Here is a 22291-nt window from a genome sequence, read left to right on the forward strand (position 1 = left end):
GGGAGATTCCGCTATGCGCGAACCCTGACATAGCTGCCGGGTGCGTCCTCGATCGGTGGGAATGCTTCGCTGCCGACCGCGCGCGCCGGGACTTCCTCGGGATCGAGTTCGCCCAGCCATTGGCGCCAGTCCGGCCACCACGAGCCCTTGTGCTCCACGGCGCCCTTCATCCACTGCGCGATACTGACGTCCTTGATGTTGTCGTTGGTCCAGTACTGGTACTTGTTCAAGGCGGGCGGATTGACCACGCCGGCGATGTGGCCCGAGCCGGACAGGACATACTTCACCGGACCGCCGAAGAACTGCGAGCCGTACAGTACCGATTCGGCGGGCGCGATGTGGTCCTCGCGGGTGGCGAGATTGTAGATGGGCACCTTCACCTTGGAGAGGTCGAGCAGGGTGTTGTCGAGCACCATCGTGCCGGTGGAGAGCCGGTTCTCCAGATAGCAATTGCGCAAGTAATAGGAATGGTTGGCTGCGGTCATCCGTGTCGCGTCCGAGTTCCAGTGCAACAGGTCGAACGCGCTCGGCTGCTGGCCCTTCAGATAGTTGCTGACGACATAAGACCAGATCAGGTCGTTGGAGCGCAGCATGTTGAAGGCCATCGCCATCTTCGAGCCTTCGAGCACGCCGGCGGCCTTCATGTCCTGCTCGAGCGCCGAGATCTGCTCCTCGTCGACGAACACGAGGAGATCGCCGGCATGGGTGAAGTCGATCTGGGCGGCGAAGAACGTCGCGGACGACACGCGCTGGCGGCGCTTCTCGGCGAGCCAGGCGAGCGTGGTCGCGAGCATGGTGCCGCCGACGCAATAGCCGGCGGTGTGCACCTTCATCTCGCCGGTGACCTTCTCGATCACGTCCATCGCCGTGAGCGGGCCCTCCTTCATGTAGGCTTCCCAGCTCTTGTTGCCGAGCCGCTTGTCGGGATTGACCCATGAGATCACGAACACGGTGACGCCCTGATCGACGCACCACTTGATGTAGGATTTCTCCGGCTTCAGATCGAGGATGTAGAATTTGTTGATCCAGGGCGGCACGATCAGGAGCGGCGTACGCAGCACCTTCTCCGTGGTCGGAGCGTACTGGATCAGCTGCATGATCTCGTTCTGGTAGATCACCTTGCCCGGCGTCGTTGCCATGTTGACGCCGACGACGAGATTGTCCGGATCGGACTGGCGGATCTTCAGCATGCCCTTGCCGGCCGCGATGTCCTCGGCCAGCATCTTCAAGCCGCGCGCGAGGTTCTCGCCGCTGCTCGCCACCGTCTCGCGCAGCACCTCCGGATTGGTCAGCACGAAGTTGGACGGCGACAATGCGTTGATGACCTGCTGGACGTAAAACTCCGCCTTGCGGCGGGTCTGCGGATCGAGCCCTTCGGCATCGCGCACCAGCTCCTGCGCCCATTTGGTCGTGAGCAGATAGAGCTGCATGACGAAGTCGAAGAACTGGTTCGACTTCCATTCCGGATCGGCAAAGCGCTTGTCGCGCGGCGAGGGCGCGATCGCGGGCTGGGCGTCCTGACCGGCCATGCGGCGCACCGCCGAGCCCCAGAGGTCGAGATAGTCCTTCGCGAGCTTGGTCTGCAGATCGGAGGAGCGGGAGGTGTCCGACAGCCAGTATTCGGCGACCGACGTGAAGGTCCTGACGACCTCGGCAAGCTCGGCCGGCGGGCGGTCCTGCACCTCGCCGCTCTCGCGCGGCTTGAGATAGGCGGCGAGCGCCTTACCGCCGCTCTCCATCGCCCGCGCGACATTCATCGCGAAGGCTTCCGCGTCGAACTTCGTCCCGGATTTCGGCGTGTCGGTTGTGGCCATGCTCATGAGCAGAACAGTAACGATTCATTCCGTATTCGTCACCGCGAAGCTCGCATGTTTGACGTTAAACACTCTCGAAGATGTGTTGCACTGCGACAAATCTTCTTGGTTCCGTCACAATCGAGCCGCACCGCTCGTCTTGTTGGGCAAGGGCTGTTTTCGCTCGCACCATGTGGGCAGCAATGGTTTGAGCTTGGGCGCGGTCTTGGGTAAGGTTGCCCGGGGCCGTGCTTTGGGACGAGTAGGGGATTTCCCAAGTGTTGGCGTTATGGGACCTGCAAAAGACACGGCCGATCTGCGGCGCGCTGCTGATCGCGGCGCTCGCTCTCGGCGGATGCTCGAGCCAGCTCGCGGATCTGACGCCGGGGGATGCGCAGCCGCATGTCAGGGAGCCCGGCACTTACCTGCCGGTGCATGACCTGCCGCCGGACCGCGATGAGGCGATCATCCCGCCGGAGCGCCGCGCCAAGATCGAGGCCGAGCTCGCCGCGGCACGCGATCGCCAGGCGGTGGCGGCCAAGGACGCCAAATGAGGCGCTGCAAGGTAATCGCTGGCGCCTCCGCCTTGCCGTGCTAAAAGATCCCGGTTCAGCCAAGAGTCAGGGCGAACGACTTCAGTCCTCGTCGTCGATGATTGCTCTAAGTATTTGATTTTGAGTAATTTTCGCGATGAGCATGAGCGCCTTTTGAAATGGCCCTCGTGGCCTGTCGATTCTGTCCTGACCGGTTGCCCGGAGCCCTGGAGAGCCATGGAAGAATTTTACCGCATCCGTCGCCTGCCGCCTTACGTGTTCGAACAGGTCAACCGGGCCAAGGCAGCCGCGCGGAATGCCGGCGCCGACATCATCGACCTCGGCATGGGCAATCCGGATCTGCCGGCGCCGGCGCATGTGCTGGAGAAGCTGAAGGAGACGCTGGGCAAGCCGCGCACCGACCGCTACTCGGCCTCCCGCGGCATTCCCGGACTGCGCAGGGCCCAGGCCGGCTACTACGCCCGCCGTTTCGGCGTGAAGCTCAATCCTGAAACCCAGGTGGTGGCGACGCTGGGTTCGAAGGAAGGCTTTGCCAATGTGGCGCAGGCGATCACCGCGCCCGGCGACGTCATCCTCTGTCCGAATCCGAGCTATCCGATTCATGCCTTCGGCTTCTTGATGGCGGGCGGTGTGATCCGCTCGGTGCCGTCCGAGCCGACGCCGCAATTCTTCGAGGCGGCGGAGCGGGCGATCGTGCATTCGATTCCGAAGCCGCTGGCGCTGGTCGTCTGCTATCCCTCGAACCCGACCGCCTATGTCGCGAGCCTCGATTTCTACAAGGACCTCGTCGCCTTCGCGAAGAAGCACGAGATCCTGATCCTGTCCGATCTCGCTTATGCCGAGGTCTATTTCGACGAGAACAACCCGCCGCCGTCGGTGCTCCAGGTGCCCGGCGCGATGGACGTCACCGTCGAATTCACCTCGATGTCGAAGACGTATTCGATGGCCGGCTGGCGCATGGGCTTTGCGGTCGGCAATGAGCGCGTGATCGCGGCGCTCGCCCGCGTCAAATCATACCTCGACTACGGCGCGTTCACGCCGGTCCAGGTCGCCGCGACCGCCGCGCTGAACGGTCCGGACGATTGCATCAAGGAGATGCGCGACACCTACCGCAAGCGCCGCGACGCGCTGGTGGAATCGTTCGGGCGCGCCGGCTGGGAAATCCCGGCGCCGGAGGCCTCGATGTTCGCCTGGGTGCCGCTGCCGGAAGCCTTCCGCAGCGTCGGCAGCATGCAGTTCGCGACCCTGTTGGTGGAGAAATCCGGCGTTGCGGTCTCGCCCGGCGTCGGCTTCGGCGAGCATGGTGAAGGATATGTCCGCATCGCCATGGTGGAAAACGAGCAACGGATCAGGCAGGCCGCGCGCGGCGTGCGCCGCTTCCTTGAAAGCGGCATCGAAACGTTGCACAACGTCGTTCCGCTCGCCAATCGGCGTTGAGCTCTCTTCGGCAGGTTTTCTAAGACATCATGGTTGCACCCCTGAAAGTGGGCATAGCGGGGCTCGGCACCGTGGGCGCCGAAGTTGTCCGTTTGATCGAAACGCAGGCGCGCGTGCTCGCGGGCCGCAGCGGCCGCGGCATCCGTGTCGTCGCCGTCACGGCGCGCTCGAAGGCGAAGAAGCGCGGCATCGACCTGCGCGGCGTCGAATGGGCCAGGGATCCGATGGCGCTGGCCACCCATCCCGAGGTCGACTGCTTCGTCGAACTGATGGGCGGCGCCGGCGATCCGGCGCTGTCGGCGGTGGAAGCCGCGCTGAACGCCGGCAAATCGGTCGTCACCGCCAACAAGGCGCTGCTGGCCAGGCACGGCCTCAAGCTCGCCAAGGCGGCTGAAAAGCACGGCGGCGCGCTGAATTTCGAGGCAGCGGTCGGCGCGGCGATCCCCGTCATCAAGACGTTGCGCGAAGGCCTCGCCGGAACCGGCATCAACCGCGTTTACGGCATCCTCAACGGCACCTGCAACTACATCCTGACCCGGATGGAGCAGGAGGGGCTTTCCTTCGCCGAATGCCTCAAGGACGCGCAGCGGCTCGGCTATGCCGAGGCCGATCCGTCCTTCGACGTCGACGGCCATGACACCGCGCAGAAGCTCGCCATTCTCGCCAGCCTCGCCTTCGGCACGAAAGTTGCTCAAAGTGCCGTGTATGTCGAAGGCATCTCATCCATCGCGCCGGAAGATCTTCGGGCGGCGGCCGATCTCGGCTACCGCGTCAAGCTGCTCGGCGTTGCGGTCCGCACCGCCAAGGGCATCGAGCAACGCGTGCATCCGACCATGGTGCCGAAATCATCCTCGATCGCACAGGTGATGGGCGTCACCAATGCGGTCACGATCGACGGCGAGGGCATTTCTCCGATCACGCTGGTCGGTCCCGGCGCCGGGGGGGCTGCGACCGCATCCGCCGTCGTCGCCGACATCGCCGACGTTGCGCGCGGCATCCGCGCCAATCCGTTCGGCCGGCCGATCTCGCAGCTTCGCGACACCAAGAAGGCGCCGATGGAGCGGCACGAGGGCGGCTATTACATCCGTCTGCTGGCGCGCGACTTCCCCGGCACTGCGGCCGCAATCGCGACGCGACTGGCCGAGCAGAAGATTTCGATCGAGTCGATCGTGCAGCGTCATCCCAATGGCGGCGCTGCGCCCGCTGACGGCAAGGCGGTCCCGGTGCCCGTCATCCTGATCACCTATGCCACACACGAGGATGCCGTACGCCGTGCGCTCGCCGCCGTGCAGAAGGACAAGGTGATCAGCGGGCGGCCGCAGGTCATCAGGATTGAGAAGAACTGACACGGTTCGAACGAACTGTGGGTGTTACGAGTTGATGCGGACGGAGATTTCCGGCCCAAACGTTTCGAAGGAGTGAGCCGATGTCGACCCATATTGAAGTCCCCCCGCACGCCTTGCTCGAGCGCATTCTGACGCTGGAGATCGTGCGGGTGACGGAGAGGGCGGCGGTGTCCTCGGCGCGGCTGCGCGGGCACGGCAACGAGAAAGCGGCCGACCAGGCCGCCGTCGACGCCATGCGGCGCGAGCTCAACAAGCTGCCGATCCAGGGCACCATCGTGATCGGCGAGGGCGAGCGCGACGAGGCGCCGATGCTCTATATCGGCGAGGAGGTTGGCCTCAAGACCGGACCCGAGGTCGACATCGCGGTCGACCCGCTCGAAGGCACCACGCTGTGCGCCAAGAACATGCCGGGCTCGATCGCCACCATGGCGATGGCTGACGGCGGCACGCTGCTGCACGCCCCCGACGTCTACATGCAGAAGCTCGCGATCGGTCCCGGTTACGACAAGGGCGTCGTCGATCTCGATGCCAGCCCTGCCGACAATGTCCGCCGCCTCGCCAAGGCCAAGGGGGTCAAGCCGGAAGGCATCACGGTGCTCGTGCTCGATCGTCCGCGCCATGCCGACATCATCGCGGGCGTGCGCTCGACCGGCGCCGCCGTGCGCCTGATCACCGACGGCGACGTCGCCGGCGTGATCCACTGCGCCGACCCTGATAACACCGGCGTCGACATGTATCTCGGCACAGGCGGCGCGCCGGAAGGCGTGCTGGCCGCCGTGGCGCTGCGCTGCATCGGCGGCCAGATGCAGTGCCGCCTCATCCTCGACTCCGAGGAGAAGCGCGAGCGCGCCGCCAAGATGGGCGTCAACGACCCCAAGATGATCTACGGCATCGAGGACATGGCGCGCGGCGACTGCCTGTTCGCCGCCACCGGCGTCACCACGGGCTCGCTGCTGTCGGGCGTGAAGTTCCGCAAGGACGGCGTGATCGAGACCGAGACGGTGGTGATGCGTTCCGTCACCGGCACCGTGCGCTACATCAAGGCCGAGCACCGCGAACTGGCGAAGTTCCATCTGGATTGATGTCGCGACCGTCCGCGCGATCGTTCGGCTGCTCCGGTCGGACGTCCGCCGCGGACTTGATCCATTGTCTGTCAGCTACAGGCTGCGGAGCGGCGCGGGCATGAACAGAAACGCGTCGCACAAGGTGAGGCCAAGCTTGGCGGTCAGCTGAAGCTCGCCGACTTCCTCGGCCCAGGGCTGGAGAATGGACCTCGCGGACGCTATGTCTCCGTTCGCGAGCGCACGGCGCGCGTTCGTGTCGGCCTCGGCATAGATGTCGGTTGACATCATGCCGGACAGCGCCCGTGAGAGGCCTTGATCGAAGGCCTCGAGGCGGACCTCTGTTTGGTAGTGATCCGGCCTGAGCCTGATTTGGTTCTCTGCCTTTGCAGGATCGAAAAGCCCGACCTTGCCCAGCATGACGAGCAGTGGATGATTCCGGGCGATAGCGGGGGGGATAATAGGGTAGGTCCTAATTCTCCCCGATCGATCATCAAGGGATGAGAATGAGATGACCGGCCCGATGTTGAAGCGCGAGTTGCGATGGAGCACCGCGACGCGATGATCGATTTCGGAGTCGGCCTCGAACACCGCGCCGCTCTTGGGTCCGTCGTCTGGGCCGTTTCCGATCAGGTATGCCGACAGCTGGGCGACACGGACGGTGACGGTGTGTTGATCGAGCCCATCGACCTCGAACTCAATCTCTCGTCCAGTGAACGCGGACAGTCCGACCGTATAGGCTCCTATGGTCTTGCCCGAACGGTAGGGGACGATCTCCATCCACAATGCGAACGGTTGATCTGGATAAGGGGCAAACGCGCTGCGTGACTGCTCCAGCCACATCTCGGGCGAACGGCCGACGTTTCCCAGCCAGACGACGGCGACGACACCAGGCAGTGCCGCGACCACGGCCCCCACAAAGGCCGTCGCGAGGCGCGCATTCTCGGCAAACCCCAGCGCCTTCACTCCAGCGTTGCTTTCGGCAGGGCCCATCGGCGAGACGATGAGGTGCGCACGATGGCGGCCGGCGGCGTGGAACGCTTCCGGCCACAGCCAGGAGGCCCGTTGCCACAGTTGCTGATCGAAAGGTATGGGCGCCGGCATCATCCGGATCGTCATGAGATGATCGCCGACACGGATGAACATCGGACCGTCGGCGCCGTCGCTTGGTGCGACCGTGCTGCGGCTCCACCGCAAGTCGGGATGACGAGCGCGCAATGTCCGGATCAACGTCTCCTCGTCCGGGAGGCGGGCATCCTCGAGCAAAATGTATGCGAGAGGGATGGTTGTCATGGCAGATGCATACGGACCCCAACCGGTTGAGGCATGACATTGCTCGTCGCGGACGAACTCGATGGCGGACAACCGCTATTGTTGCATGGAAAGGATCATGCTTTAAAGCCCTCGATCTCGACTGGAGCCAACCGGGCGCAGGAAATCCGCGGAGCGAAACATGACGCCGACATCCGATCTCTCCGTCGTCAAAGCCCTTGTCTTCGACGTGTTCGGCACCGTGGTGGACTGGCGCACCAGCCTGATCACCGACTTCATGTGGTGGAGCAAGCAGCGCGGCATCACCGCTGATTGGACCGCGCTCGTCGACGGCTGGCGCGGCATGTACATGGCCTCGATGGACGACGTGCGCCAGCATCCCGAGCGCGGCTATGTCATGCTGGATGATCTGCATCGCCGCTCGCTGGAGAAGCTGGTCGAGAAGTTCGCGATTCCGGGCCTCACGGACGCCGATCTCGATTACCTCACCAAGGGCTGGCATCGCCTGCATCCCTGGCCGGACAGCGTCGCCGGCCTCACGCGGCTGAAGTCGAAATTCGTCATCGCGCCGCTGTCGAACGGCAATGTCGCGCTGCTCACCAACATGGCGAAGTTTGCAGGGCTGCCGTGGGACCTCATCCTGTCGGCCGAGCTGTTCGAGCACTACAAGCCCGATCCGGAAACCTATCTCGGTGCCGCGCGCCTGCTTTGCCTCGAGCCGGAGGAGGTGATGATGGTCGCCGCCCACAATGGCGATCTCGCCGCCGCGCAGAAGAACGGATTGAAGACGGCGTTCGTGGCGCGGCCGACCGAGTACGGGCCGTTGCAGAAGGTCGACTTCGAGGCGACAGGCAACTGGGACATCGTCGCAAAGGATTTTGGCGGGATCGCCGATAGGCTCGGCTGCTGATCGTCGCTCAACCCGGGCGAGGCAGTTCGTCGGCCTTGTCGTCGGGCGCGCAGAAGGTTGCGATCGCAAGGTCGATCCGTCGGTCCACGACGCGGCGGTTGAGCCTGAATCCGGTGTCGGTCAGCAGCCTGAAATGATCATGGCCGAACACCATGCCGAACAGCATCTCGGCGATGAGGCGGAGCGGCACGGCCTCGAAACGAGGCTGCAGACGAACCGACTTGAGCAGGTCGACGACGTGTTCCGTGCCGGCGTCGATGATGATCTCCGCGAACATGCGACCGAGTGCAGGCGAGGCCTGGCGTTCGCCAATGATCAGGCGTTGCAGCGCGATCTCGCCGGGCGTCAGCGCCACGTCCGCGGCCTCTCTCAGGGTATTCCGAAGCCGGCTCGTCGGTGATCCCTCCCAAGGAGCGTCTGCGAAATCGGTATCGGGCAGGCTGCCCAGCAGCATGGCGCGGAACAGCTCGGTCTTGCTCTCGAAAAGTTTGTAGAGCGTTTTCTTCGACATCCCGGCGGCGCCGGCGATGTCGTCCATCGTCGTCGCGGCAAACCCCTTGCGGGTGAAAGTGTCCTTTGCCGCCGCCAGCAATTGCGTCATGCGCGCGTCCGGGGCGGGGCGGTCGCGATCCCGCTTGCTTCGCGCTGGGGGCGGGCTGCCCTCGATGGGCCTGTGGCCGCCGGATCCTCTCGCCATGTCAAACCTGCCGCCGAATGTGAGCCGCTTCACGACTGCTTGAACGCAAATCTGCGGGCAGTCTAGCACTTGACTTCGGGTTTGGAAACTACCAAGTGTCCAGATGGAAACTGAAAGGTTTCCGATTGTTTCCGTCCGCGACCTCGTCGAGGCGGCGTAACTTCACCGATGGATCGTTCATGCGTGCCCAGATCGTCCAAATCGTTCCCTTGATCGCTCTGCTGTCGCTCACGGCCTGCGGAGAGCAGGGACAGATGCCTGCCGCGCGACAGATGGCGCCGGAGGTCGGCGTGATGACGCTGAAGCCGCAGGAGGCGGAGATATCGACCGTCCTGCCGGGGCGCGTCGTCGCCTACCAGGTTTCGGAGGTCCGGCCGCAGGTCACGGGCATTCTGCTCAAGCGCGACTTCGTGGAAGGCGCCGAGGTGAAGGAGGGCGATCTTCTCTATGAGATCGATCCGGTGCAGTACAAGGCCGCGCTGGCGAGCGCCGAGGCTTCGGTGCAGCGGGCGGAGGCGACGCTCGTCAGCGTGCGCTTGAAGGCCGCGCGCAAGACCCAGCTGCTGCAGACCAATGCGGCCAGCCAGCAGGACGTCGACGACGCCGTCGCCGCCTACAAGCAGGGCGAGGCCGATCTGCATGCGGCGCAGGCCAACCGCGACACCGCGGCGATCTCGCTCGACCGCACCAGGGTCACCGCGTCGATCTCGGGCCGGATCGGCAAGTCGACCATCACGCCCGGCGCGCTCGTCACCGCGAGCCAATCCACCGCGATGACGACGATCCAGCAGCTGGATCCGGTCTATGTCGATCTCGACCAGTCGACCTCCGAGATGGAGCGCCTGCGGAGCGAGATCGCCAGCGGCCAGCTCAGACGTCCGGCCGGGGGCGTGCAGGTCGAACTCCTGATGGAGAGCGGCAAGGTCTACGGCCACAAGGGCAAGTATGGCTTCACCGATACGAGCGTCAACGAGAGCACCGGCTCGGTGTCATCGCGCGCGATCTTCGCCAATCCCGACCGGCTGCTGCTTCCCGGCATGTATGTACGCGCACGCATCGTCGCCGGCGTCGACGCGGCCGCGATCCTGGTGCCGCAGCGGGCGGTCTCGCGCAATCCGCTGGGGCAGGCGGTGGCGATGTTCGTCGACAGGGACGGCAAGATCGAGCAGCGGACGCTGGACCTCGGAGAGGCGGTCGAGGGCAACTGGCTCGTTCGCGCCGGCGCCAAGGCCGGCGATCGCCTGGTCGTCGAGGGAACGCAGAAGGCGCTTCCCGGCGCGCCGGTCAAGACCGTCGAAGTCACGGTGGACCGGGCGACCGGCCTCACGGTGAGCCCGATCCGGCAGGCCGAGGCGCAGCCGGCAGCCGCGACAACGGAGCGGTAATCGTCATGTCGCATTTCTTCATCAAGCGGCCGATCTTCGCCTGGGTCATCGCCATCCTGGTCATGCTGGGCGGCGTGCTCGCGATCATGCGCCTGCCGATCGCGCAATACCCGCAGATCGCGCCGACCGTCGTCACGATCAGCGCGACCTATCCCGGCGCCAACGCCCAGACGGCCGAGAACTCGGTGACCAAGGTCATCGAGCAGAACATGACCGGCCTCGACAATCTCCAGTACATGTCGTCGTCAAGCACCTCGACCGGCGCCGTGTCGATTTCGCTGACCTTCACCAACGATGCCAACGCGGACATCGCCCAGGTGCAGGTGCAGAACAAGCTCCAACTCGCCACACCCTTGCTGCCGCAGGTGGTGCAGCAGCAGGGCATCAAGGTCGTGAAGTCGTCGTCGAGCTTCCTGATGGTGCTCGGCTTCGTCTCCGATGACGGCCGGCTCAGTGCCAGCGACATCGCCGATTACGTTGCGTCCTCGATCAACGACCCGATCAGCCGCGTCGCCGGTGTCGGCCAGGTGCAGCTGTTCGGCGCCGAATACGCGATGCGGATCTGGCTCGATCCCGACAAGCTCGCCAAATACAATCTGATGCCGGGCGACGTCACGGCGGCGATCCAGACCCAGAACACCCAGGTGACGTCCGGGCAGCTTGGCGGTCTTCCGGCCGTCGGTGGCCAGCAGCTCAATGCCACCATCACCTCGCAGAGCCGCCTGCAGACGGTCGAGCAGTTCAAGGACATCATCCTGCGCACCGCCACGACGGGCCAGACCGTCCGTATCGGCGACGTTGCGCGCATCGAGCTCGGCTCGAAATCCTACGATTCCAGCGCGCGCTACAACGGCAAGCCGGCCGCCGGCATGGGCATCAGCCTTGCAACCGGTGCCAATGCGGTCTCAACCTCGGAAGCGGTGAAGGCGCGCATCGCCCAGCTCACGGCCGCCATGCCGGAGGGGCTGCGCGTCATCTATCCCTACGACACCACGCCGTTCGTGAAACTGTCGATCGAGAAGGTGATCCATACGCTGTTCGAGGCGATCGCGCTCGTCTTCGTCGTGATGTTCGTGTTCCTGCAGAGCTGGCGCGCCACCATCATTCCGACCATCGCCGTGCCGGTGGTGCTGCTCGGGACGTTCGGCGTGCTCGCGCTGGCTGGCTATTCCATCAACACGCTGACGATGTTCGCGATGGTGCTCGCGATCGGCCTGCTGGTCGACGACGCCATCGTCGTGGTCGAGAACGTCGAGCGCGTGATGGCGGAGGAGCATCTTTCCCCGCGCGAGGCAACCGAGAAGTCCATGCGCGAGATCACCGGCGCGCTGGTCGGGATCGGCGTCGTGCTGTCGGCCGTGTTCATCCCGATGGCGTTCTTCAACGGCTCGGTCGGGATCATCTATCGGCAATTCGCGCTGACCATCGTCACGGCGATGCTGCTCTCCGTTCTGGTGGCGCTGGTGCTGACGCCGGCGCTGTGCGCCACCATCCTGAGGCCGCCGAAGGAACACGGCGCCCGGCGCGGCTTCTTCGGCGTGTTCAACCGCGGCTTCGACCGCATGGCCGATGGCTACCAGCGCGGAGCGGCCGGCGCGATCAAGCGTGTCGCCGGCGTCCTGATCGCGTTCGCGGCGATCGTCGCCGCCATGGTCGTCCTGTTCCAGCGGCTGCCGAGCTCGTTCCTGCCCGAGGAGGACCAGGGCTCGATCATGACCCTGATCCAGCTTCCGGTCGGCGCCACCGCGACGCGCACGCTGGACGTCATCAAGCAGGTCGAGCACCAGTACCTCGACAACGAAAAAGACGCCGTGCAAGGCGTGTTCGCGATCAGTGGATACAGCTTCGCCGGCCAGGGGCAGAACGTTGGTCTTGCCTTCGTCAGCCTGAAACCGTTCGACGAGCGCAAGCATGCGGGGGCCTCGGCGCAGGCCGTGGTGGGCCGCGCCATGGGTGCGTTTGCCGGGATTCGCGATGCGATGGTGTTCGCCGTGCTGCCACCGCCAATCCCCGGCTTCGGCAATGCCGGTGGCTTCGACGTCTATCTCCAGGACACCGGCGGGAACGGTCATGAGGCGCTGATCGAGGCGCGCAACCAGCTTCTCGGCGGGCTCGCGGCGGACAAGCGCGTGGCGCAGGCGCGGCCGAACGGACAGGACGACACGCCGCAATTCAATCTCGACGTCGACCAGGCCAAGGCGACGGCGCTCGGCGTGAGCCTGAGCGATCTCAACACCACGTTGTCGGCGGCGTGGGGCGGCGCCTATGTCAACGACTTCATCGACCGCGGCCGCGTCAAGCAGGTCTATGTCCAGAGCGATGCGCCGTTCCGCATGGACACCAGCGACATCGGCCGCTGGTACGTGCGCAACGCCGCGGGCTCGATGGTGCCATTCTCGGCGCTCGCCACCAATCGCTGGAGCTTTGGTTCGCCGCGCCTCGAGCGCTACAACGGCGTCGCCGCCGTCGAGCTCATGGGACAGGCGGGGCAGGGCATCAGCTCGGGCGTCGCCATGCAGGCGGTCGAGGAGCAGATGGCGAAGCTTCCCAAGGGTTTCGCCCACGAATGGACCGGTTTGTCGTTCCAGGAGCGGCTGACCGGCAGCCAGACGCTGTATCTGTATTCGATCTCGCTGCTGATCGTCTTCCTCAGCCTCGCCGCGCTCTACGAGAGCTGGTCGGTTCCGTTCGCGGTGATGCTGACGGTGCCGATCGGCGTGCTCGGCGCGCTGCTCGGGGCGACGCTCTTCGGCCAGGCCAACGACGTCTATTTCCAGGTCGGCCTGCTCACCACGATCGGTCTCGCCTCGAAGAACGCGATTCTGATCGTCGAGTTCGCCCTGGAGCAGATCGCGGCCGGCCGCAGCCTCGTCGAGGCCACGCTGCACGCCGCGCGCCAGCGGCTGCGCCCGATCCTCATGACCTCGCTCGCCTTCATCCTCGGCGTGCTGCCGCTGGCGGTCGCGACCGGCGCCGGCTCCGCCAGCCAGAACGCGGTCGGCATCGGGGTAGCCGGAGGCATGATCGCGGCAACCGCGCTCGGAATCTTCTTCGTCCCCGCGCTGTTCGTGCTCGTTCGGCGGATGTTTCCGGGCGTGCGGCCGGACGCAGCCGGCTCGAACGCACTCGCCCGCGTGGAACCCGCGGAATGAGCTGAATCGCGGTCCCGGGCGGCTCGCGCCGCCCGGAGCTGATTTGCCGGCCTACAGCGTCATCTTCATCGGTTCCGGATAGTAGTGGAATCCGTCGCCTGCTTTGGCGACGTGGCCGTAGCCGGGCCAGGCGAAGTGATAGGACATCACCGGGGTCTTGTTGGCCGCAAGCATCGTCAGCAGCTTGACGCGCGTGTCCGCCGCCTGCTTCGGATCGGTGTCGTAGGAGAACTCCATCCGCGGCCGCTCCAGCAGCAGCACCGAATGGTGCGAGAGGTCGCCGAGGAAGGCGAAGGATTTTCCCGCCGAAGAGACCATGAAGATGGTGTGGCCGACGGTGTGGCCGGGTGCCGCGATCGCCTGCACGCCGGGCAGGAATTCCTGGCCGTCCTTGAAGAACACGATGCGGTCGCGCACCGGCAGCAGGTTCTTGCGGGCGTGAACGACGAAGTCCTTGGCTGCGCTGCCGAGCTTGCCCTCGTCGGTCCAGAAGTCGAAATCGGTCTGTGAGATGTAGACCTGCGCGTTCGGGAACAGCGGCTTGCCGCCTTCGTCGACGATGCCGCCGATATGATCGATATGCGCATGCGAGCAGACGATGGCGTCGATGTCGCCCGGCTTGATGCCGGCCTCGGTCATGCTCTTCTGTTGTCGCCCGGTGCTGGCGCCGAACATTTTCGAGCTGCCCATGCCGGTATCGAACAGGATCAGCTTGTCGCCGGTGTTCACGATCGGCGAGTTCTGTTCGAGCACGACATTGTCCGGCGACAGGAAATTGTCGGCGAGCATCTTCTTGACCTCTTCCTTGGGAACGCCGGTGAAGGTCCCTGAGGGATCGCCGAGCGGCAGCGGCCCGTCGGATACGACGGTCACCTCGGCGTCGCCGAGAATGAAGCGGTGCCAGTAGGGCGTCTGCGTGCCGAGCTTGGGAGCCCGCGCCAGCGCGCTGCTGCCGAGCATGGCGCTGGCGCCAAGGCCCGCCCCGAGTGCGAGCAGGGACCGACGAGAGACATCGATTGTCATGCGTTTCCTCCGCTTTAGTCTTTTGTCTTGCGTATCTTGCGCCATTGTTCGCGCGGTTGCGACCGGCCTGATCAGCCATGTGGCCGGAGGTCGGCAGAAGCCATGCTGCGCCGGTTACGACAAGCTAGCAAGTAGAATTGGTCGGCGGATGCATGCGACCGCGGAATTGCGCGTTACGCAATTCTCAGCGTGAGGTCATTGCCTTCCGTCTCGGCAAAGCCCGCCTGCAGAACCTCTTCGCGCTTGTGACGAAGATGCGCCCGCAGGATGTGGGCGAGGCCGACGCCGTCGCGCCGCTGGAGTGCGTTGAGGATCGCCTCGTGCTCCTTCACGGCGAGCGCCCAGCGTTGCGGCGTCATCGGCGTGACATAGCGCGCGCGGCGGATGCGCGCGGTCACCGAGGTGTAGAGCCCCGCCAGCACAGGGTTTCCGGCCGCGGCGACGATGGCTTCGTGAATGGCGCGGTTGCCACGGTAGTACTGGATCAGGTTACGCTCGCGATAGTGCTGCACCATCTCCGCATGCGCGGCGGCGATCCCGTCGATCTCGGCGTCCGTGATGCGCTCGCAGGCGAGCTCGCCGGCGAGCGCCTCCAAACCCTGGCAGACCTCGAACAGGTCGCGCATGTCCTTGTCCGTCAGCTTCGCCGCGCGTGAGCCGCGATGGGGCAGCAGCTGCACCAGGCCCTCGGCGGCGAGCACCTTGAGCGCCTCGCGCAGCGGCGTGCGTGAGATCTCCAGCCGCTCGCACAACTCGCGTTCGGGAATCCGCGCACCCGGCGGGATTTCACCGTCAAGCAGGATGGCGCGGATGCGGCCGACGACTTCTTCGTGAAGCATGGGTCTGAGCTCAAATTGAATGCAAAACTTAAGTTACAGGCACATACTGTCAAGTTCCAGCTTGAAAATTCCAAATTTTGCATTCAAAAATGTAAAAAACAGAAAGGTATGAGGAAATGGACCGGCAGGTGGAGGCAGAAGACCTCGTCTTCGAGCGCGACGACGGCATCGGGCGGATCACCTTCAACCGTCCGCAGGCCCGCAATGCCTTCACCTTCGCCATGTACGAGCGGCTTGCCGCGATCTGCGAGGAGGCCGAACGCGACCATGCGATCAAGGTGCTGGTGTTGCGCGGGGCCGGCGACAAGGCCTTTGCGTCTGGCACCGATATCAACCAGTTCCGCGAATTCAGGACGCCCCAGGACGCCATCGACTACGAGAACCGCATCGATCGCGTGCTGACTACGCTGGAGCAGTGCCGGGTGCCGACGATCGCGGCGATCAACGGGTTCTGTACTGGCGGGGGGGCGGGCATTGCCGCGGCCTGCGATCTCCGCATCGGCACGCGAAGCGCGAAAATCGGGTTTCCCATCGCAAGGACGCTCGGCAATTGCCTGTCGATGTCCAATGTCGGCCGTCTCACCGCGCTCATCGGCGCCGCGCGCGTCAAGGACATCATCTTCACCGCGCGCCTCGTCGACGCCACGGAGGCCGCGAGTGTCGGGCTGCTCGGCGAAATCGTCGACGATCTCCCGGCACTTGATCGGCGCGCCGACGAGGTGGCCCGCCTCGTCGCCAGCCATGCGCCGCTGACGCTGAATGCGACCAAGCAGGCCGTGGCGCGCCTGCAAAAACGGCTGACGCGGGACGAGGGCGAAGACCTCATCCTGATGTGCTACACGAGCCAGGATTTTCGCGAAGGGCTCGATGCTTTCCTCAACAAGCGCGCGCCGCAATGGCGCGGCCGATAGGACGCCCCCGATGCAGAGCGATCGATCGCAATCCACCTCTCGCCGCTCGGGACCGCTGGCCGGCCTCAAGGTCGTCGATCTCACCCATGTCATGGCGGGACCGACCTGCACCCTGATGCTGGCCGACATGGGCGCCGACGTCATCAAGATCGAGAAATGGCCGAACGGCGACGACACCCGTCATTCGGTGCCGCCGAAGATCGGGGACGAGGCGGCCTCCTTCCTGATGATGAATCGCAACAAGCGCGGCATTGTGCTGGACCTGAAGACCGACGGCGGCAAGCAGGTGCTGCGGCGGCTGATCGCGAGTGCCGACGTGCTGGTCGAGAATTTTGCACCGGGCGCGATGGAGCGCCTCGGCTTCGGTTACGAGGCATTGCACTCGGAATTCCCGGCGCTGATCTATTGCTCCCTGTCGGGCTTCGGCCGCACCGGCCCCTACAAGCATCGCCGCGGTTTTGACCTGGTCGCGCAAGCGATGAGCGGCATCATGAGCTTTACCGGTGAACGTCCGGATGGCCCGCCCGTCAAATGCGGGCCCCCGCTGTCCGACATCACCGCTGGCCTGCTCGCGAGCATGGGCATTCTCGCCGCCTACACGCATCGCCTCAGGACGGGTGAAGGGCAGTGGGTCGAGACCTCGCTCTACGAGGCCGCGCTGGTGCAGACCTATTGGCAGTCGACGATCGCGCTTGCCGCGGGCACTGCGCCGCGCGCCATGGGCTCGGCGCACCCGCTCAACGCGCCGTATCAGGCGTTCGAAGCCTCGGACGGCTGGCTCGTCGTCGGCGGCGCCAACAAGAAGCATTGGCTCTTGATGCTGGAAGCGCTCGGCGCGAGCGAGCTTGCCTCCGACCCGCGCTTCGTCAACGGAGCCGACCGCATGGCGAATCTGAAGGAGCTCGAAGCCGTCCTGAGCGAGCGCTTCCGCACGAAGTCCCGGGCGCACTGGCTCGCCGCGCTGGACGAGAAGGGCGTGCCGTGCGGACCCGTGCACGACATGCTGGAGGCGCTGAGCGATCCGCAGACGCTGGCGCGCGAGATGGTCGTCGAGGTCGAGCACTCAACGCTCGGCCCCGTCAAGACGATTGGGCTTCCGATCAAGTTTTCGGAGACCCCAGGCAAAGTGCGATCAGGCGCACCCGTTTATGGTGAGCACACGAGCGAGGTGCTGGCCGAGCACGGGTTCGACCAGAAGCAGATCGAAGCGCTCGAAAAAGAAGGCGCGATCGTGCTGGCATCGGGAAGACGCGAGGAACGCGTCGCCTGAGCGGACGTCGAGACGACAAGAACAAAAGACAAGATCAGCTGGAGGAAATCATGGGTCGGACGTCAATATTTCTGCTCTCCGCGGCCGTGCTCGCCGGCACGATGCCGGCGAGTGCCGCCTGGCAACCGCAGAAGCCGATCGAGTTCGTGGCCACCGCCGGGCCCGGCGGCGGGACCGACAATCTCGCGCGCGCGGTGCAGAACATCATCACCAAGCACAAGCTGACGGAGCAGCCGATCGTCGTCGTCAACAAGGGCGGCGGCAGCGGTGCGGAAGGCTACGTCTACGCCAAGGCTTCCGCCGGCGATCCCTACAAGGTGATCTTCGGCACCTCGAACGCCTGGCAGCAGCCGCTCGTCTCCAAGGTCGCCTTCAACTACACCGATCTCACCCCGGTCGCGGCGATGGCGCAGGACGAGTTCTTGCTCTGGGTCAAGCAGGACTCACCCTACAAGACGGCGGGCGATTATCTGAAGGCGGCCGCATCGGGCGAATTCAAGATGGGCGGCGCGCAGTCGAAGGACACCGACGAGGTGCTGACGCGCATGATCGAGAAGGCCGGCAAGGTCAAGCTGACCTATATCCCCTTCAAGAGCGGCGCCGAGACTGCCGTGCAGCTCGCCGGCGGACATCTCGACTCCCACGTCAACAACCCCAGCGAAAGTCTTGGCCAATGGCGCGGCAGCACGCAGCGGCCACTTTGTGTGTTCAGCCCGAAGCGGTTACCGCAGGGCCCCAAGGTCACCGCGAGCGAGGGCTGGAGCGATGTTCCGACCTGCATCGAGCAGGGCCTCGACATCAAGCAGTATGAGCAGCCGCGCACCGTCTGGCTGCCCGGCAAGGTCACGCCGGAGCAGGCCGCGTTCTATGTCGACCTCATGAAGAAGGTGCAGGCGACGCCCGAGTGGAAGGACTACATCGAGAAGACCTCCCAGGTCGACACCTTCCTGACCGGTGCCGAGTTCGACAAATTCATCAAGGAGGACCTCGAGCACGTCAAGCAGGTCGCTGGCGAGCAGGGCTGGCTGGTGAAGTGAGGCGGGGCACACCTCAAACTCCTCCGTCGTCCCGGCGAACGCCGGGACGACACCGAGCGCTGGGAAAATGCGTGCGTCATAGCCATTGTACGTGGCCCGACTGGAGCCCTCGATGATTTCCCGCCGCGCGCTTGAACTTGCGACCGCCGTCCTCACCGGAAGCTTCGGCGTGGCCGTCGTTGTCTCCAGCCTCGACAACGGCATCGGCTGGTCGCGCGCGGGCGTCGATGCGGGCACATTTCCCTTCCTGACCGGGATCATCATCGTGGTCGGGAGCCTCGTCAATCTGGTCCGAGGTGTGCGGCCGGCCGTGACGCTCGCAAACGTTCCCATCGCCATCACGTCCATCGAGCTGCGGCGCCTCGCCGGCCTGTTCGTGCCGGCTGCGATCTTCGTTGCCGCGATCCCGCTCGCCGGGATCTACGTCGCCTCGGCCCTGTATGTCTTCGCGGTGCTGGCGATCCCGAGGCACCAATCCGTGCCGCGTGCGCTCGCCATGGCCGGAGCAACGGCGCTCGCGCTCTATGTCGTGTTCGAGCGCATGTTCCAGGTGAGCCTGCCGCACGGCGCGCTCGCCGCCGCGTTCGGGTTCTGACGGAGAGGCCGATGGATAATCTCGCAGACCTCCTGCACGGCTTTTCCATCGCGGTCACCATGCCGCATCTGGCCCTGATGGCAGTCGGTGTGCTGCTCGGCATTCTCGTCGGCGTGCTGCCGGGGCTCGGCGCGCCGAACGGTGTGTCGCTGCTCTTGCCGCTGACCTTCGGCATGCAGCCGGTGTCGGCGATCATCCTGCTCTCCAGCATGTATTGGGGCGCGTTGTTCGGCGGCTCCGTGACCTCGATCCTGTTCAACATTCCCGGTGAGCCGTCGTCGGTTGCGACCACCTTCGACGGCTATCCGATGGCACGCGACGGCCGGCCGACCACGGCACTTGCCACCGCCTTCGGCTCGGCGGCGTTCGGTGCGCTGATCGGCGTCATCCTGATCACCTTCCTCGCGTCCTGGGTTGCCCAGGCCGCGCTCGCCTTCGGCCCGCCGGAATATTTCGCGGTCTATTTCCTCGCCTTTGCGAGCTTCGTCGGCATGGGTGGGGCGGCGCCGATCAAGACGGTCGTGGCGTTGGCGATCGGCTTTGCCATCGCCGCCATCGGTATCGACACGGTCTCCGGCAGCGTGCGCCTCACCATGGGCGTGGATGAACTGGTCAAGGGCGTGAGCTTCGTCGTTGCGGTGATGGGCCTGTTCGGCATCGGCGAGCTGCTGGTCGCCGTCGAGGAGGAATTTCACGCCCGCGCGGTGTCCTCGAAGATCGAGTGGCGTGAGGTGTTCCGCGCCGTCGGCCGCTTGCCGTGGCATGGCGTTGCCCTGCTGCGCAGCGCCGCCATCGGGTGCTGGATGGGGATCACGCCGGGCGGACCGACCGCGGCCTCCTTCATGAGCTATGGCATCGCCCGCCGCTTCTCGCGCCGTGGCCGCCATTTCGGCACCGGCGAGATCGAAGGCATCATCTCGCCGGAGACGGCCGATCATGCCGCCGGGACCAGCGCGCTGCTGCCGATGCTCTCGCTCGGCATTCCCGGCTCGGCAACCGCAGCCGTCATGATGGGCGGGCTGATGATCTGGGGCCTCAATCCAGGCCCGATGCTGTTCGTCGACCAGAAGGATTTCGTCTGGGGCCTGATCGCCTCGATGTATGTCGGCAACATCGTCGCCGTCGCGCTGGTGTTGCTGACCGTTCCGGTCTTCGCAGCCCTGATGCGGATTCCCTTCGTGGTGATCGCGCCGCTGATCGTGATCATCTGCGTCGTCGGCGCCTATTCGGTGTCGAACTCCTATCTCGACGTGGTGATGATGCTCGGCTTCGGTGTCGTCGGCTATCTCTTCAAGAAGCTGTTCTATCCGCTGGCCCCGCTTGTGCTCGCGATCGTCATCGGCGACAAGGCCGAGGATGCGTTCCGGCAGTCGATGCTGCTCTCCAAGGGATCGCTGGGCATCTTCTTCGCGAACAAGCTGGTGACGTGCCTGATCGTGGGCGGGATCGCGCTGCTCTTGCTGCCGCTGGTGTTGCAGCTTGCGCGTCTCTGGCGAAAGCCAGCATCCCCCACGACCGACACGATCGCCCAGGAGAAGGTGATCATATGACCGCAAAGCCGCTGATTGCATTGGCAATGGGAGATCCCGCCGGCATCAGCCCGGAGCTGACGGCGAATCTCGTGGCGCAGGACGACATCCGCGCCCGCTGCCGGCTCGTCGTCATCGGCGACCGCCGCATCTTCGACCAGGGCGCGCGCATTGTCGGGGTCGAGCCGGAACTGGAGGCGGTGGAGCAGGGTGCCGACCTTCGCGCGGCAAAAGGCGATGCGTTGCTTGTCGATCTCCGCCACCTCGATCCCAGGGAGGTCGAGCCGAAGACTGCGACTCTTGCCGGCGGAAAATTCGCGCTGGCCAACTACAGGCACGCGCTCGAACTCGGCCGCGACGGCCATGTAAATGCCGTCTGTTTCACCCCCTTCAACAAGCAGGCGATGCGCCTTGCCCGTGCCGAGTACGACGACGAGATCGCGTTCTCGGCCGAGGTCGTCGGTCTGAAGACGCCGGCAAGCGAATTCAACGTGCTTGACCGGCTCTGGAACGCACGGGTCACCTCTCATATTCCGCTCAAGGATGTTGCTGCAAAGCTGTCCAGCGAGCGCATTCACCGTGCGCTCAGGCTGACCGATTCCTGCATGCGCAATGCCGGCTTCGCGCGACCGCGGATCGCAGTCGCAGGCCTCAATCCCCATGCCGGCGACGGCGGCAATTTCGGCCGCGAGGAGATCGACCTGATTGCTCCGGTGGTCGCGGCCGGCCAGCGCGAGGGCATTGCCGCCGAGGGACCGTTTCCCGCCGATACCGTGTTTTTGCGCGCCAAGGCGGGCGCCTTCGACGCGGTGCTGACGATGTATCACGACCAGGGCCAGATCGCGATGAAGCTGATGGGCTTCGATCGCGGCGTGACTTTGCTCGGCGGCTTTCCGTTCCCGATCTGCACACCCGCCCACGGCACCGCCTACGACATCGCAGGTCAAGGCATCGCATCGGTTGGTGCTAGCCGCGCTGCTCTGCTGCTCGCAGCGGAGATGACGGCGCGTCGCGGCCTCTGACGGCACGAACCGGTTCGGCGTTACTTCGCGATCGGCGTCGTCAGCTCCTTGTCGGTCGTATCCACCACGAACACGGCCAGTAGCTTCGCGGGCTCGCTGTTGCTGGCATTGGCGCTGACGGCGTGGCGGTCACCGGGCCTTTCAGAGAAGTTCTCTCCCTTGTGAAAGACTTTGGCCGGGCCATCATTGACCTGACTGCGGATCGCGCCTTCGAGGACCGTGGCATAGATGAAGGCGGACGGCGCGTGAATGTGGGCCGGCGAGGAGCCTCCGGGGCCGTACTCGACCAGCACGCCCTTCATGCTCTTGCCGGGGACATTTGGCAGCGCCTGGTCAAAGACGATCGTGACCTTGGCCAAGGGGGCGGCCAAGGGTGCGGCGGTCTCGGCTGCATGGGCCGCCAGGAAAGATGCGGCATAAACCGCGGTGGCGATCAGCAGTCTGCGCATGGGATTCCC

Annotated in this window: 19 protein-coding genes; 13 read left to right on the forward strand and 6 right to left on the reverse strand. The window is 65.0% G+C overall.

Features of this window, described 5'->3' with window-relative positions; all coding sequences use genetic code 11:
- Positions 1-11: 11 nt before the first annotated feature.
- Positions 12-1820 carry a PHA/PHB synthase family protein gene (locus tag ACM42_RS26295; RefSeq protein WP_271530599.1) on the reverse strand — a complete coding sequence of 603 codons (1809 nt, stop codon included), beginning with the start codon at positions 1818-1820 and terminating at the stop codon, positions 12-14.
- A gap of 251 nt (positions 1821-2071) precedes the next feature.
- Between ACM42_RS26295 and ACM42_RS26300 the strand changes: the two genes are divergently transcribed.
- The 4 genes from ACM42_RS26300 to glpX all read left to right on the forward strand — a co-directional run bounded on the left by ACM42_RS26300 (position 2072) and on the right by glpX (position 6212).
- On the forward strand, positions 2072-2347 hold the full coding sequence (locus ACM42_RS26300) for a hypothetical protein (protein ID WP_271530600.1): 276 nt from the start codon (positions 2072-2074) through the stop codon (positions 2345-2347).
- Positions 2348-2563: 216 nt separating this feature from the next.
- Complete coding sequence (locus ACM42_RS26305; RefSeq protein WP_028177568.1) at positions 2564-3784, forward strand: LL-diaminopimelate aminotransferase; 1221 nt, start codon at positions 2564-2566, stop codon at positions 3782-3784.
- Between the two features lie 29 nt (positions 3785-3813).
- On the forward strand, positions 3814-5130 hold the full coding sequence (locus ACM42_RS26310) for a homoserine dehydrogenase (RefSeq protein ID WP_271530601.1): 1317 nt from the start codon (positions 3814-3816) through the stop codon (positions 5128-5130).
- Between the two features lie 80 nt (positions 5131-5210).
- Positions 5211-6212 carry a class II fructose-bisphosphatase gene (glpX, locus tag ACM42_RS26315; RefSeq protein ID WP_239623442.1) on the forward strand — a complete coding sequence of 334 codons (1002 nt, stop codon included), beginning with the start codon at positions 5211-5213 and terminating at the stop codon, positions 6210-6212.
- 75 nt (positions 6213-6287) lie between these two features.
- Here the strand turns inward: glpX and ACM42_RS26320 are convergent, their stop codons facing one another.
- Positions 6288-7484, reverse strand: a complete 1197-nt coding sequence (locus tag ACM42_RS26320) for a hypothetical protein (RefSeq protein ID WP_271530602.1) — start codon at positions 7482-7484, stop codon at positions 6288-6290.
- Positions 7485-7644: 160 nt separating this feature from the next.
- Here ACM42_RS26320 and ACM42_RS26325 point away from each other — a divergent pair, with 160 nt between their 5' ends.
- The gene (locus tag ACM42_RS26325) at positions 7645-8373 is read left to right on the forward strand and encodes a haloacid dehalogenase type II (protein WP_271530603.1); all 729 of its coding nucleotides are present in this window, start codon (positions 7645-7647) and stop codon (positions 8371-8373) included.
- Positions 8374-8380: 7 nt separating this feature from the next.
- On the opposite strand, the gene ACM42_RS26330 is transcribed toward ACM42_RS26325, so the two are convergent.
- Positions 8381-8974, reverse strand: coding sequence for a TetR/AcrR family transcriptional regulator (locus tag ACM42_RS26330; protein WP_050995170.1), 594 nt, complete (start codon positions 8972-8974; stop codon positions 8381-8383).
- A 275-nt stretch (positions 8975-9249) separates the two neighbouring features.
- On the opposite strand from ACM42_RS26330, the gene ACM42_RS26335 reads away from it, so the two are divergent.
- Entirely contained in the window at positions 9250-10455 is a 1206-nt protein-coding gene (locus ACM42_RS26335) for an efflux RND transporter periplasmic adaptor subunit (RefSeq protein WP_271530604.1), read from the forward strand.
- Positions 10456-10460: 5 nt separating this feature from the next.
- A complete protein-coding gene (locus ACM42_RS26340) occupies positions 10461-13607 on the forward strand; it encodes an efflux RND transporter permease subunit (RefSeq protein ID WP_271530605.1) in 3147 nt (1048 codons plus the stop codon).
- Positions 13608-13658: 51 nt separating this feature from the next.
- Here the strand turns inward: ACM42_RS26340 and ACM42_RS26345 are convergent, their stop codons facing one another.
- Positions 13659-14630 carry an MBL fold metallo-hydrolase gene (locus ACM42_RS26345; RefSeq protein WP_271530606.1) on the reverse strand — a complete coding sequence of 324 codons (972 nt, stop codon included), beginning with the start codon at positions 14628-14630 and terminating at the stop codon, positions 13659-13661.
- A 173-nt stretch (positions 14631-14803) separates the two neighbouring features.
- Complete coding sequence (locus ACM42_RS26350; RefSeq protein WP_271530607.1) at positions 14804-15469, reverse strand: GntR family transcriptional regulator; 666 nt, start codon at positions 15467-15469, stop codon at positions 14804-14806.
- A gap of 116 nt (positions 15470-15585) precedes the next feature.
- Here ACM42_RS26350 and ACM42_RS26355 point away from each other — a divergent pair, with 116 nt between their 5' ends.
- The 6 genes from ACM42_RS26355 to ACM42_RS26380 all read left to right on the forward strand — a co-directional run bounded on the left by ACM42_RS26355 (position 15586) and on the right by ACM42_RS26380 (position 21833).
- On the forward strand, positions 15586-16380 hold the full coding sequence (locus ACM42_RS26355; RefSeq protein ID WP_271530608.1) for an enoyl-CoA hydratase/isomerase family protein: 795 nt from the start codon (positions 15586-15588) through the stop codon (positions 16378-16380).
- Between the two features lie 10 nt (positions 16381-16390).
- The gene (locus ACM42_RS26360; protein WP_271530609.1) at positions 16391-17650 is read left to right on the forward strand and encodes a CaiB/BaiF CoA transferase family protein; all 1260 of its coding nucleotides are present in this window, start codon (positions 16391-16393) and stop codon (positions 17648-17650) included.
- Between the two features lie 50 nt (positions 17651-17700).
- Positions 17701-18687 (forward strand): Bug family tripartite tricarboxylate transporter substrate binding protein, encoded by a 987-nt coding sequence (locus tag ACM42_RS26365; RefSeq protein ID WP_271530610.1) that lies wholly within the window; start codon positions 17701-17703, stop codon positions 18685-18687.
- 112 nt (positions 18688-18799) lie between these two features.
- Positions 18800-19282 carry a tripartite tricarboxylate transporter TctB family protein gene (locus ACM42_RS26370; RefSeq protein ID WP_271530612.1) on the forward strand — a complete coding sequence of 161 codons (483 nt, stop codon included), beginning with the start codon at positions 18800-18802 and terminating at the stop codon, positions 19280-19282.
- An 11-nt stretch (positions 19283-19293) separates the two neighbouring features.
- The gene (locus ACM42_RS26375; protein ID WP_271530613.1) at positions 19294-20832 is read left to right on the forward strand and encodes a tripartite tricarboxylate transporter permease; all 1539 of its coding nucleotides are present in this window, start codon (positions 19294-19296) and stop codon (positions 20830-20832) included.
- Positions 20829-21833, forward strand: a complete 1005-nt coding sequence (locus tag ACM42_RS26380) for a 4-hydroxythreonine-4-phosphate dehydrogenase PdxA (RefSeq protein WP_271530614.1) — start codon at positions 20829-20831, stop codon at positions 21831-21833. The genes ACM42_RS26375 and ACM42_RS26380 overlap by 4 nt, the downstream gene beginning before the upstream one ends.
- 20 nt (positions 21834-21853) lie before the next feature.
- Here ACM42_RS26380 and ACM42_RS26385 read toward each other — a convergent pair whose 3' ends face one another.
- The gene (locus ACM42_RS26385; protein WP_271530737.1) at positions 21854-22282 is read right to left on the reverse strand and encodes a cupin domain-containing protein; all 429 of its coding nucleotides are present in this window, start codon (positions 22280-22282) and stop codon (positions 21854-21856) included.
- Positions 22283-22291 lie beyond the last annotated feature (9 nt).

This window comes from Bradyrhizobium sp. CCBAU 25338, from assembly GCF_028128965.1.
In the GTDB taxonomy this organism is placed as follows: Bacteria; Pseudomonadota; Alphaproteobacteria; order Rhizobiales; family Xanthobacteraceae; genus Bradyrhizobium; species Bradyrhizobium liaoningense.